The organism is Ralstonia mannitolilytica (genome assembly GCF_905397375.1).
Classification (GTDB): Bacteria; Pseudomonadota; Gammaproteobacteria; order Burkholderiales; family Burkholderiaceae; genus Ralstonia; species Ralstonia mannitolilytica.
The window spans coordinates 21,835-34,375 of sequence record NZ_CAJPVG010000011.1; the positions used below are offsets into that span (position 1 = coordinate 21,835).

Genomic DNA, 12,541 nt, shown 5'->3' on the forward strand with positions numbered 1-12,541 from the left:
GCAATGGCGAATAATCGCGCGCAGATCCTCATCACCGCCGTCGATGAGACGCGACGCGCCTTCCAGTCCGTCCAGGGCAGCCTCTCGCGCCTGCGCAGCGAAGCAGGCCAGGTGGGAGAAGTCCTGTCCCGCATCGGCGGTGCCATCGGTGTGGGACTGGGTGTGCGCGAACTGGTCGAGGTCGCCGACCAGTACAAGAACCTGCAGGCGCGCCTGCGGCTCGCGGTCACCTCCCAGGAGGAGTTCAACCGCGCCGACGCGGCGTTGTTCGAGATCGCGCAGCGCAACCGCGCGCCGCTCGCCGAAACCGTCACGCTCTACGCACGGCTTGCGCCCTCGGTGCAGGCGCTGGGGCGTTCGCAGGCGGACGTGCTGGCGGCGACCGATGCCATCGGGCAGGCCGTATCGCTCTCCGGCGCCTCCAGCGAGGCCGCGGCCGGGGCGCTGTTGCAGTTGGGCCAGGCCTTCGCCTCGGGACAACTGCGCGGCGAGGAATTCAACTCGGTCATCGAGCAGACGCCGCGTCTGGCGCAGGCCATCGCCGACGGGATGGGCGTGCCGCTCGGCTCGCTGCGGGCCCTGGCGCAGGAAGGAAAGATCACGTCCAAGGCCGTGCTCGACGCCTTGCTCAAGCAGCGTGGCCGGCTCGCCGAGGAGTACGGCAGCCTGCCCGATACGGTGTCGGGCGCGCTCACCCGTCTCAAGAACGCCTTTCTGCGCGCCTTCGGCGAGCGCGACACGAGGTCCGGCCTGACGGCAGGTCTGGCGCAGGCGATCCAACTCGTCGCCCAGCATCTGGAACTGCTGATCGATCTGGCCGGAGTCGTTCTGGTCGCCGCCTTCGGCCGGATGGCGGGTGCGTTTGCATCCAGCGTTGCGGCCGCCCGCGCGGAAGCGGCGGCGCGGCTCGCCAACCTGCGCACGCTCGAAGCCGAGGCGCTGGCGCGGGTGCGTGTGGCCGACGCCGCCCTGGCCCAGGCGCGGGCGCAAGGCCTCGCCACCAGCGCACTGGTCGCCGATGCGGCCAAGGCTCGGCTGCAAGCCACCGCCGCCACCGGTGCCGTGACGCAGGCCGTGGCCTCCACGTCGCTGCTCGGTCGCGCGGCGGGTCTGTTGCGAGGGGCGCTGGCACTCCTGGGCGGCCCCATCGGCGTGATCGTGACAACGGTGGCGCTATTGGCAGGAGCGCTCTATTCGGCGCGGAACGCCCTGGTCGAGTTCGGCGGCAAGACCGCGTCGATCAAGCAGATCATCACCGCCACCTGGGACCTGGTGATCGAGAAGGTCGGCGACGTCGTCAGCGCCCTGGGGCGGCTGGTCGGCACCAACAATCTGAGCTGGGCGCGCGTGCGCGAGGTGATGGTCGATGCGCTCCGAGCCATCGGATCTGCCATTCGAACGATGGTCAATGTCGTCATCGGCGCCTTCAACGCAGTCGGCAGCGTCGTCGGCATCACGGCGGGCTTTCTGGTCGAGCGCTTTCGCCATGCCTTCTCCGACATCGGGGAACTGGCGAAGGCTTTGGGCCAAGATGTGGCAGCGGCCTTCAGCGGGGACTTCTCGATGCAGGCGCTGCGCGCCGCGCTCGGCCGCCAGCTCGGCGAGGTGCGAGATTTCGGGCAGGAACTGGCGAGGACCGTGCGCGATGCCGTTACGCGCGACTACGTCGGGGAGGTCGCACAGGCCATCGCCGGCCGCATCCGCTCCGAGCAAACCAAGCCCGGCGTATTCGGCCGTCCACAACCACCTGCCAAGCCGACACCCGACAAGGGGGTCGAAGCGGCCAAGCTCGAACTCGTGCAGGCGCAGGCCGAGGCCAAATTCAAGATCCTCAAGGATGCGCTGGATCGCCAGGCGCGCGAACTGGACGCGGCGCTCGAAGACCGGCTGATTTCGCTGAAAGACTACTACGCGGCCAAGACCCGGATCGAGCAGCAGGAGATCGATGCGGAACTCCGGCGCGTGCAGGTGTCGCTCTCGCAGCAGCAGCGCCTGGAAAAGACGGGCAAGGACGAGCCCGCACGCCTCAAGGCGAAAGGAGAAGTCGCAAAGCTCGAGAGCGAATTGACCGTCCTCAACCGCAAGCGCGCGGACGTCGAGGTCGCCAATGCCCGCAAAGCCGTCCAGGCCGAGCGCGAGTTGCGCGAGGAGCTCGCCAAGGTGCGCGACGAACTGCTTGATCTCACGGGTGCGGCGACCAGCCAGGACCGGCGCGCAGCCATCGAGCGGCAGTACCAGACCCTGATCGAGCGGCTCCGTGCCGAGGGCGACACCGAAGGGGCGGCCACCGTCGGTCGGCTGATCGACGTCAAAGCGGCGGCCGCCGACCTCGCCGAGTACGAGCGCCAGTTCAACGACACGCTCGCGCGGATGCGCGCGTCTGAGGAGTCGATCAATCTGCAGCGTCAGTCCGGGCTCCTCACGGAATCCCAAGCCCGCCAGCAGATCCTCGCGCTGCACCGGCAGACCGGCCAATCGCTCGACGCGCTGCTGCCGCAGCTGGAGGCCGCCGCCGCTGCCATCGGGCCGGATGCCGTCGCCCGGGTCCAGGCCTGGAAGAACGAGATCGCGCAGGTGAAGTTAGTCGTCGACGACGTGGCCGTCGCCATCGACGGCGCGGTCCAGGATGGTTTCGCCCAACTGTTCCAGGACATTGGCAGCGGCGCCAAGTCGGCGAAGGACGCATTCGCGGATTTCGGTCGATCCGTGCTGCAGACGATCAATCGCATCGCCTCGCAGAAACTGGCCGAGGCCTTGTTCGGCAGCCTGATGGGCGGCGGTAGCGCGGGCGGCGCGAGTGGACTGGGCGGGTTGATTGCATCGTTCTTCAGCAGCGGCTTCGCCACGGGTGGCTACGTCACCGGCCCCGGTACCTCGACCAGCGACTCCATTCCAGCGCGCCTGTCCCACGGCGAGTACGTGGTCAACGCCCGAGCGGTGAGCCGGCTCGGAGTGTCCTTCCTGAACGCCATCAACGGACTGTCTGCCGGGCCACGGTTTTCCGGTGGGCGCTTGGCCTTTGCCGCTGACGGCCTCGTGCCGGAAGCCCCCACGCAGCCAGCCCCGGGCCAAAACATCCGCATCGTGAATGTGATCGATCCAGCGATGGCGGCCGACTACCTCAACAGCAGCGCAGGCGAGCGCGTGGTGATGAACCTCATCCAGCGCAATGCCGCCTCTGTTCGCAACATCCTGGGACGCTAAGAATGGCCTGGACTTCTGGCACCGCAACCAATGCCGCCGATCTGTTCAACAAGCTGATCACGTTTCTGACCTCCGACGCGACCCTGATCGCCGGGGGCGAAGCCTGGACGCTGTTACGCCGTGACACCTTCACGCTTGACGCGAAGCGGGATCTGGCCGAACTGCGGGGCCCAGGTTCCTCGGCGGGCGATGCGATCTACGTGCAGGTTTGCCTGTTCGCCGACGCTGCGGCACCCGCGTATTCGATCCGGGTGCTCGGGTCACAGTCCTGGCAAAGCATCGTTTCGATCAACACACCCGAGGGCCAACCGGGCAGCCTGCTCTCGGGCGCCGGTTCGCTGGGCATCGTGCCGAGGATGCCGGTCTTCAACAGCGCGATCAGCTACTGGTTTGTCGCCAACGGCCGGCGCTTCATCGCGGTGGCGAAGTCCTCGGCGTATTGGGGCGCGCTCTACGCGGGCTTCATCCTGCCCTACGGAACACCGGCCCAATACCCGTACCCGCTATTCATCGGGGCCAACACGTCGCGCGGCGACAACTACCAGAGTGCTGATCTCGACATCGCCAACAGCGCCTTCTGGCGCAACGACGGTGAATACGGCAGCTACAGCGCGGCGCTCCTGCAGCCGAGCGGCGGCTGGGTCGGCACGAACCGGTTCGATACGACCTACACCGGCCGCACCTGGCCATGGGCGATGTCGTTGGAGACCAGGAAAAACAGCGTCGGGCGCTACGACGTCGCCTATCTGACGCAGTTGCCGAACGGCGCGAGCCCACTGCTGCCGGCGATCCTCTATGACTGCGCGACGACTCGTCCGTTCTCGATATGGGGCGAGCTGCAAGGCGTGTTTGCCGTGCCGGGCTTCGGAGTGGCTGCCGGCGACACCGTGACCGTGGGCGGCAAATCCCATCTGGTCGTGCAGGCGGCGACTTCCACCAACGCGGCGCGCTTCGCCGCCATCCAACTCGCTTGAGGTGACCATGGCTTACATCACCGGTGCGTCGGCCGACATCAATACGCTGCTGACTGCCATCAAGAATTTCGCGGTCGCCAACGGCTGGACGGCCAACGCCACCGACACCTTTACGCTGACCTTTCCGACCTATGGATCGAATGGTGGCGCCACTCACGCCGGCACGACGTCGATGATTTCCTCGGTCAGCGGCTCCGATGCGTACAAGAACCAGTCGGAAACGAGCCTCGTCGCGAACAGGGTCGTGCTGACCAAGAACGGCGTGTCCTACCAGCTATTCGCGGTCAACAAGAAGCTCTACAAGAACGGCGTCAATGGCACCTACGCCTGCCTGGAGGCCTGGGTGTGCGACGGCTTCGCTGCTGGCACGGCTGCCAACCTTCAGACCAACAACCGCAAGTTCGTGATGGTCGGTCCCATGGCTACCTCGCTCTATGCCTACCACCTGTTCTCCAACGGCGACTTCGTGCACCTGGTGATCGAGGAAACGCCGGGCCGATTCCGCCACCTGTCGTTCGGCTTCGTCAACAAATACGGCGCCTTTGCCGGGGGCCAGTATCTGACCGCAGGATGCCCCATCGAGTCATTCACGACGACACCCTACGCCTTCAACACCTCGAATCACTCGGTCCCGTTCGGATCGAACGGCCAAGGCCCTTCGAGAGCGTCGCTCGCCTCCAACGGTTACCCAGGCAGCTACGTTCGGGCCGATATCGACGGGTGGGCGGTTGGCTGGCGCCTATTGTCGACCGGGGCCTGGGATACAGCCAATCTGGATGCCTACGGCTGCTCGACGTACTCCAACTCGGTCAATAACCGTGCGGGCTATATCTCGGGTGGACCCCAGATTTCCTTCTACACCCTGGCGCACGATCTGGCCTACCACTGCTCTCCGCAAGGCTACAACGGTCTGGCGCCGATGCTGCCCTGTCACGTCGGCGTGAATCGTACCCCCTACGTCGGCACCTGGACGCTGCTCGGCGAATTCCCCGACGTGCGCTTTCTGAACATCGCGAACTTCAACCCGGGCGACGAACTGACCCTCGGCACCGACGTGTGGAAGATCTTCCCGCTGTGGAACAAGGCCTACACGCTCGGGGCTGAACCGATCAGCTACGACTACGGCCTGGCTTACCGCAAGGTGGTGTAAATGCCCGACTTCGCCGGCGCCTTCTCATCGGCCATCCTGGGCGGCGCAGCGGCCGCCGGGATGAACCTGCTGTGGGACAACGGCCGTCCCGCGTATTACGCGCCGACCACGGTCGTCGCGGCCATCGTCGTTGCCGTGGGCGTCATCACCAGCGGCCAGCCGTCGCCCGAGGCCCTGATCACTCGGGCGGGCGCGCATTGCGGCGCCTTCTCGGACGACTACTACTACCGGATCTACCTACAGCCTTCCCGGATCGAGTTCGGCAACCTGGTGATCCCCAGTACCAAGACCGTCGAGATCTGGAACGCTTATCCCGACCCGGTGACGATCTTCCAGCTGGATGGCGACACCGAGGGCCTGTCCCTGGGTTTCTTTCCGCCCACGAGGCTGCGTGGGCTGGAGGACATCTTCTACGACGTCACCGCCACGCTTGACGGGCCGAGCTTCGTCGATACGCTGCTGACGATCCATTTCTCCGAAGGCGGCACCCGAGACCTGGCGATCAGCTACGGGCGGGTGCTGGTCATGGGGCAGCTGCACGACTGGCAAGGCGGCTTCACCGAGCGGCTGGAATGGCTGACCGACGTGCTGACGATGCGCGATGGCGGCGAGCAGCGGGTGCGCCTGCGGGCCGATCCCCGGCGCTCGTTCGAGTTTGACGTGCTGGAGTACGGCAATGGCGGCCAGCTCGATCTCTTGATGAATGTCTGGCAGTCCCGGGTCTATGCGGTGCCGGTGTGGACGGACAAGACCCGGCTCGCAAGCGCGATCTATCCCGGCGATACCGTCCTGGCCGTGAAGACGACGGATCTGGATTACCACGCCGGCGGCTTGGCCATCGTCGGGTCGACCTCCGGTGCGACTGAGGCACTGGAAGTCCTGTCCCTGACCGCCGACACGATTACGCTCAAACGCCCGGCGCTCGGGAACTGGCCCGCGGGCTCCTGGATCGCGCCCGCCCGCTTGGGGCGTCTGCCTGCCCAGCAGACGGTCACCCGGCCGACGGCGGCGATCTCCCAAGCCAAACTGCGGTTCGATCTGGAGGATCTGGCCTCGACGGTGACGGCGACGAACTCGCCCATCCGGTACCGAGGTTACGACACGCTGCTGCGGCATCCGAATCGGGTCGAGGACGTCAGCGTCGACTATCAGCGCCTCATCGACCTGTTAGACCACGAAACCGGCACGCCTGCGGTGATCGACATCCCCAACCGGCCCTTCATCGTGCGCCGCTACCAGTTCCTGATGCCGGATCGCGCAGATCTGACCGCGCTGCGGGGCTGGCTCGCCGCCCGTGCCGGCCGACAGGTTCCGTTCTGGGTACCGACCTGGGAGCGGGGCATCGAAGTGGCGCAGCCCTTTGCCCTGGATGCAACGGCAATACTGGTCCAGGCCCGAGGCTTCGTCACTTATTACCAAGCCATGCCCGGCCGGCAGGACGTGGCGTTCCTGCACAACGACGGCACCTGGTTCCTGCGCCGCATCACCGGGTTCGAGTTCGTGGACGGTGTGGTGGAACGGATGCGGATCGACGCCGCTCTCGGTGCGGCCTGCGCGCCGTCTGATTTCCGGATCGTCTGCTTCCTGGAATTGGCCCGGCTGGAGAGCGATGCCGTCGAGATCTTCTTCGAGACGGATCGCGTGGCGCGGGTGTCCTTGCCGCTTCGGAGCATCAACGGATGACCTATCAGAACCAAGAAAACAGCCTCCATGCCGGCCAGCCGGTCGAGCTGTATCGCTTCGCGCTGGGGACCACCGTCTGGCGCTACACGTCGGCACAGAGCGCTCTGACCTACAACGCCGAGAAATACATCCCGGCGCCGATACGGCGCTCGGAGATCGAGCAGACGCAGGAGTTCGGCCGCGCAATGCTGAATCTGGAAGCGGCACTCGACATCGGCGTCGTGCAGTCCTTCATCGTGACGCCGCCCGATGGGGTGCTGTCGCTCACCATTTTCCGCCAGCACCTGACCGACCCGGGCGCTGAGTTCATCACCTGGTGGAAAGGCCGTGTCGTGTCGGTGGTTTTCAGTGGCGTGACGGTGCAGATGCGTTGCGAGCCAATCTTCACGACGCTCAAGCGCTCGGGACGCAGGGCGAACTACCAGATCAACTGCCGCCACCCGCTATATCACGGTGGCTGCAAGGTCAATGCGGCCGACTACAAGACGGCAGGCGTGGTCGAGAGCGTGACGGGACTGGAAGTGACCGCCTCCGTTTTCCTGCCGAAGCCGATCAGCTGGTTCGTCGGAGGACGCATCGTGGCCGCCGGGGCGCAACGGATGATCGTCGCCAGCTCCGGCGGTGCGGTGACCCTCTCGGCGCCGATCCCAGGACTGAAAGCCGGCGACGCGTTCGAGGCCTATCCGGGTTGCGACCACACTCTCGCGACCTGCGCCGACAAGTTCGGCAACCACTTGAACTATGGCGGTTTCCCGTACATCCCGAAGAAGAACCCCTTCACCGGGGACGCCATCGTCTGAGGTGCATCCATGTGGCAATACCTGATCGTGTGGGTGATCACGACGGTTCTGTCGTCGCTGCTCGCCCCGAAACCCAAGACCACCACGCCGCAACCCGGCGATGTCGATGCCCCGCTCGCCGCGACCGACAGCCCGATCCCGGTGCTGTTCGGGACCCGCACGATCAAGCAGCCGAACTGCGTCTGGTTCGGCGACGTGCGCACGACGCCGATCAAGACCAAGGGAGGCGGCAAGAAATGATCGTGACCCATCTCGATGCCAAGGCGCTCGGCTATTGCAATGCTGGGCTGCGCCGCTGGTTTCCACGTGACGGAGTGACCTTCGACGTGTTTCGCCAGCAGGGCGTGACCACCGATTGGCTGCGGGCCACGGGCGATGCGATGGCGATCCGATTGGCGGAGTACGTGGAGCAAAGCGGTATACAGGCAATCCAAGGAGCCAACGAATGAGCGGCGGCGGTAAAGGCAGCAAGAGCGTCACGGTCGGCTACCGCTACTACGCGGGCATGCATCTGGCGCTGTGCCACGGCCCGGTCGATTCGCTGAACAAGATCGTGGTCGGTGAGCGTACCGCTTGGGAGGGGGCGCTGACTTCCAGTGGCCGGATCGCCATCAATCAACCCAACCTGTTCGGTGGAGACGAGCGCGAAGGCGGGATCGTCGGTGCCGTGGATCTGGTGATGGGCAATGCCTCGGACGGTCAGAACGACTATCTGGCATCCAAGCTGGGCGTCAACGTGCCGGCATTCCGGGGCGTGGTGTCGCTGGTGCTGCGTCAGCCGCAGTTGTCGGCAATGAACCCCTACATCAAGCCGTGGAGCGCCGAGGTCACACGTATCATCCGGCGATCTGACGGTTCGCCCCAGTGGTACTCGGACAAGGCTGCCATCAACGGCGACATGAACCCGGCGCACATCATCTATGAGTGCCTGACCGACCGCACCTGGGGCCGGGGTTATAGCTCGGCCGAGATCGACGACGCGTCATTTCGCGCCGCCGCCGACACGCTCTACGCCGAGAGCTTCGGCCTCTCGATCCTGTGGGATCAGCAGCAGGACATCGAGGCCTTCATCGAACGCATCCTGCAGCACATCGACGGTTCGATCTACGTGAGCCCGCGCACCGGGCTGTTCACGCTGAAGCTGACCCGCGATGACTACGATCCGGCGACGTTGCTGGAACTGAACCAGACCAACGTGATCCGGCTGGAGTCCTTCGAGCGGACGCTGCCCGAGGAACTGGTCAATCAGGTCACGCTCTCGTACCACGACTGCACGACCGACAAGAGCGTGTCGATTTCGGTGCAAGACATCGCCGGCATCGAGCGGTCCTTGGGCGAAATCAAGGATGCCAAGGTGAGCTACGAAGGCGTGGCCAACGGATCGCTCGCCGCCCGGCTGGCGATGCGGGATCTGCGGCAACTGTCCTCCACCCTGGCGAAGATCACGCTCGTGGCCAACCGCACGGCCGCCAGCCTCAACATCGGCGACGTGTTCAGATTCTCCTGGCCCGAACTGCGGATCGAGCAGTTGATCCTTCGGGTCGCGCAGATCAGCTACGGGACGCTGGCCGACGGCCGAGTGCGGATCACCTGCGTCGAGGACGTGTTCGGCCTGCCCGATGCCGTCTATCTCGCACCCGCTGAGAGCGGCTGGATCGATCCCCGGCAAGCGCCCATCGCGGCGAACTTCGTGTCGGTGAGCGAACTACCGTACTGGACGATTGTTCATGAGATGACCGGCGAGTCGGCCGCCGCCCAGGCCGAGATCGATCCGAACGGCGGGTTCCTGACTGTCTCCGTCGTGCGTCCCTCGGGTGCGGCGATCAACTACGCGGTGCTGACCCGACAGGGATCGGCGACCTTCGAGAAGATCGGCGTCGGTGACTTCATCCCGTCCTGTGTGCTCGCGAACGATATCGGGCAGATCGAGACGGTGCTGAACGTGCTCTACGGCGTCGATCTGGACCTGATCACGCTGGACACGTACGCGCTGCTCGATGGCGAGCTGGTCGCGGTGAAGGCAGTGAATGTCGCCGCCGGCACCGTGACGGTGGATCGGGGCGTACTGGACACCGTTCCCGCCAGGCACTCGGCCGGCGCCCGGCTGTACTTCGTCGAGGGTGGACAGTTCTACAACACGAGCCAGTACCTGAGTGGAGAGACGGTGCAGACCAAGGTGCTGCCTGCCACCGGGATGGGTGTTCTCGCCGAGGCGTCTGCGCCGGCGATCAGCTACTTGTTCGCCAAGCGGCAGATCCGGCCCTATCCGCCGGGGAAATTCCGGGTCAACAACCTCGACTACAGCGCGAGCTACATCACCGGTGAGGCGACGGTCAGCTGGGCGCACCGCAGCCGGTTGCTCCAGACCGCCTATCTGGTGACGCAAGGCGAGGCGAATATCGGGCCGGAGCCCGGGACGACCTACACCGTGCGGGTCTATGGCGAGGCAGGGACGCTCAAGCACACCGAAACGGGGCTGACCGGCACGAGCTGGACCTATCCGATGGCCACCGAGATTTCCGAGAGCGGCCTGAATCGGCCGAACGAGAAACTGACCATCAAGGTCGAGGCGGTGCGCGACGGCTACACCAGCTGGCAGGCCCAGCAGATCGACATCCCCGAGTGCCGTGGCTACGGCATGTTCTACGGCGCTACCTACGGAGAATGAAATGGCTGCACTGATCGGCCCGAACCTGGGCGTGAATTATGGATGGACCGCCCGCGAGTCAGGATGGAACGCCGGGATGGACGCGAACTTGAAACTGCTCGATGCCGTGCTGCAGTTGTCGGTGAAGTCGCGCACTTTGGCAGCGCCGCCGACCACGCCAGCGAACGGCGACCGCTACATTGTGGCACCCAGCCCCACCGGCGCGTGGGCCGGAAAGGCCGGGCAGATTGCCGCACGCGTCGAAGGAGCGTGGTCGTTCTACGCCCCGAAGATCGGTTGGACCTGCTTCATCGAGGACGAGGGCGTGCTCTCGGCCTACAGGGCCACCGGCTGGAGCCCAGGGCTCGCCATCTGATCACTATCGGCACCCCCTGAAACCCGCCCACGAGGCGGGTTTCGCGTTTTTGGAGACTACCCATGACTGATTCCGAAAAGCCCGCGCTCGTTGAGAACATGCTCTTGCTGCGCAAAGAGGACTTCGACGAGTTGCTCGCCCACGCCGCCGAACGCGGTGCCGAGCGTGTCCTGTCCCACCTCGGCCTGGAAAACGGCCACGCCGCGCGCGACATCCGGGAACTGCGCGACCTGCTCGAAGCCTGGCGAGACGCCCGTCACACGGCGTGGCAGACCTTCGTGAAAGTGCTGACCACGGGGCTCCTGGCCGCGCTGCTGGTCGGCGCCGCCATCAAATTGAAGTTCTTGGGAGGCGGCCAATGATCGAGACCCTACTCGGCGGCCTCCTCGGTGGGGCCTTCCGTCTCGCACCCGAAATCCTCAAGTGGCTCGACCGCAAGGGCGAGCGCGGCCACGAACTGGCGATGCAGGACAAGGCACTGGAGTTCGAGAGGCTGCGCGGCGCGCAGCGGATGGCCGAGATCGGCGCGAGTGCGGACGCAGCATGGAACGTCGGTGCCATCGAGACGCTGCGCGAGGCTGTCCGCAACCAAGGCGAGAAGACCGGTGTGCGCTGGGCCGATGCGTTGTCGGTCAGCGTGCGACCGGTGATCACCTACTGGTTCATGGCGCTGTACTGCGCGGCCAAGACGGCGGCGTTCGCGGCAGCAGTCGCCGCTGGCGCGGGCTGGGGAGTGGCCATCCTGCACGCTTGGACGGAGGCCGATCAGGCTCTGTGGGCCGGAGTGCTGAACTTCTGGTTCCTCGGGCGCGTGTTTGATCGGGTGCGGCCGTGACCCATGTACCGCAAGCGGCCATCGACCTGGCCAAGCGCTTCGAGGGCTTTCACCGCGTGCCGAAGGCCGATCCCGGCCGCGCGCACCCGTACATCTGCCCAGCGGGCTACTGGACGATTGGCTACGGCCATCTTTGTGACCCCAAGCATCCGCCTATCACGGAGGCTGAAGCCGAGGTCTATCTGGCGCGCGACCTGGAGATCGCGCTCAATGCCACGCTGCGCTACTGCCCGGTGCTGGCCACCGAGCCCGAGGGGCGACTAGCCGCCATCGTCGACTTCACCTTCAACCTCGGCGCGGGGCGACTGCAAGCGTCGACGCTACGCCGACGGATCAATCAACGGGACTGGCCAAGCGCCGGACTGGAACTGCGCCGGTGGGTCTATGGCGGCGGGAAAGTGCTGCGGGGACTGGTGACACGGCGCGAGGCAGAAGCTGTGCTGCTTAGCCGTTGACGTGCTTCACTTCGCAGGCTTCTTGATTCCTTCGGCAAGCTTTAGGAGCTGCTCCATTTCCGCATCCGTGAAGGCAGCATCTTTGAGATGGCGAAGCAAGGCCATCGCCTCCGGTTGGTCATGCAGAAAGTCGACCACCTCAGGGTCTGTCGAAGATGACAACCGAAAAAGGACGTCCGGATCAGCAGCAAGGACCCTCGCCAGAGCCTTTATGACCTCAGGGCGTGGGGGACGCTCCTTTCCGCGCTCGATCCGACTCAGGTAGGCAGGCGAAATACCCACCTTGCCCGCAGTTTCCCGCAAGCCAAGATCCTGGGCGACCCTAAGGTCGCGAATGGTTTCGCCAAAGCTATTCATGGCTCAAATTTTACCTCAGTGTTTTGTGTTGCGCAACACAGAACGCAATTGGTAGAATGC

At 65.2% G+C, this 12,541-nt stretch carries 13 protein-coding genes; 12 read left to right on the forward strand and 1 reads right to left on the reverse strand.

Annotated features, from left to right (window positions below; all coding sequences use genetic code 11):
• Window positions 1-3 precede the first annotated feature (3 nt).
• The 12 genes from KHN96_RS18300 (at window position 4) to KHN96_RS18355 (ending at window position 12,124) form a co-directional block, all read left to right on the forward strand.
• On the forward strand, window positions 4-3,204 hold the full coding sequence (locus KHN96_RS18300) for a tape measure protein (RefSeq protein ID WP_115044181.1): 3,201 nt from the start codon (window positions 4-6) through the stop codon (window positions 3,202-3,204).
• 2 nt (window positions 3,205-3,206) lie between these two features.
• A complete protein-coding gene (locus tag KHN96_RS18305; protein ID WP_115044179.1) occupies window positions 3,207-4,178 on the forward strand; it encodes a hypothetical protein in 972 nt (323 codons plus the stop codon).
• A gap of 7 nt (window positions 4,179-4,185) precedes the next feature.
• Window positions 4,186-5,328, forward strand: a complete 1,143-nt coding sequence (locus tag KHN96_RS18310; protein ID WP_115044176.1) for a hypothetical protein — start codon at window positions 4,186-4,188, stop codon at window positions 5,326-5,328.
• On the forward strand, window positions 5,329-7,011 hold the full coding sequence (locus KHN96_RS18315; protein ID WP_115044173.1) for a hypothetical protein: 1,683 nt from the start codon (window positions 5,329-5,331) through the stop codon (window positions 7,009-7,011).
• A complete protein-coding gene (locus KHN96_RS18320; protein ID WP_115044171.1) occupies window positions 7,008-7,811 on the forward strand; it encodes a phage BR0599 family protein in 804 nt (267 codons plus the stop codon). The genes KHN96_RS18315 and KHN96_RS18320 overlap by 4 nt, the downstream gene beginning before the upstream one ends.
• A 9-nt stretch (window positions 7,812-7,820) precedes the next feature.
• Window positions 7,821-8,051 carry a hypothetical protein gene (locus KHN96_RS18325; protein WP_105855892.1) on the forward strand — a complete coding sequence of 77 codons (231 nt, stop codon included), beginning with the start codon at window positions 7,821-7,823 and terminating at the stop codon, window positions 8,049-8,051.
• Window positions 8,048-8,260 (forward strand): hypothetical protein, encoded by a 213-nt coding sequence (locus KHN96_RS18330; protein ID WP_115044169.1) that lies wholly within the window; start codon window positions 8,048-8,050, stop codon window positions 8,258-8,260. Before KHN96_RS18325 ends, KHN96_RS18330 begins: the two co-directional genes overlap by 4 nt.
• Window positions 8,257-10,479: a phage tail protein gene (locus KHN96_RS18335; protein WP_115044167.1), complete on the forward strand. Its 2,223-nt coding sequence runs from the start codon at window positions 8,257-8,259 to the stop codon at window positions 10,477-10,479. The genes KHN96_RS18330 and KHN96_RS18335 overlap by 4 nt, the downstream gene beginning before the upstream one ends.
• 1 nt (window position 10,480) lies before the next feature.
• On the forward strand, window positions 10,481-10,834 hold the full coding sequence (locus KHN96_RS18340) for a DUF2793 domain-containing protein (protein WP_115044166.1): 354 nt from the start codon (window positions 10,481-10,483) through the stop codon (window positions 10,832-10,834).
• A 62-nt stretch (window positions 10,835-10,896) separates the two neighbouring features.
• The gene (locus KHN96_RS18345; RefSeq protein WP_115044163.1) at window positions 10,897-11,196 is read left to right on the forward strand and encodes a DUF6127 family protein; all 300 of its coding nucleotides are present in this window, start codon (window positions 10,897-10,899) and stop codon (window positions 11,194-11,196) included.
• On the forward strand, window positions 11,193-11,669 hold the full coding sequence (locus KHN96_RS18350) for a hypothetical protein (RefSeq protein ID WP_115044161.1): 477 nt from the start codon (window positions 11,193-11,195) through the stop codon (window positions 11,667-11,669). Before KHN96_RS18345 ends, KHN96_RS18350 begins: the two co-directional genes overlap by 4 nt.
• Window positions 11,666-12,124 carry a lysozyme gene (locus KHN96_RS18355; protein ID WP_115044159.1) on the forward strand — a complete coding sequence of 153 codons (459 nt, stop codon included), beginning with the start codon at window positions 11,666-11,668 and terminating at the stop codon, window positions 12,122-12,124. Before KHN96_RS18350 ends, KHN96_RS18355 begins: the two co-directional genes overlap by 4 nt.
• A gap of 6 nt (window positions 12,125-12,130) precedes the next feature.
• Here the strand turns inward: KHN96_RS18355 and KHN96_RS18360 are convergent, their stop codons facing one another.
• A complete protein-coding gene (locus KHN96_RS18360; RefSeq protein ID WP_115044157.1) occupies window positions 12,131-12,481 on the reverse strand; it encodes a helix-turn-helix domain-containing protein in 351 nt (116 codons plus the stop codon).
• Between the last annotated feature and the right edge of the window lie 60 nt (window positions 12,482-12,541).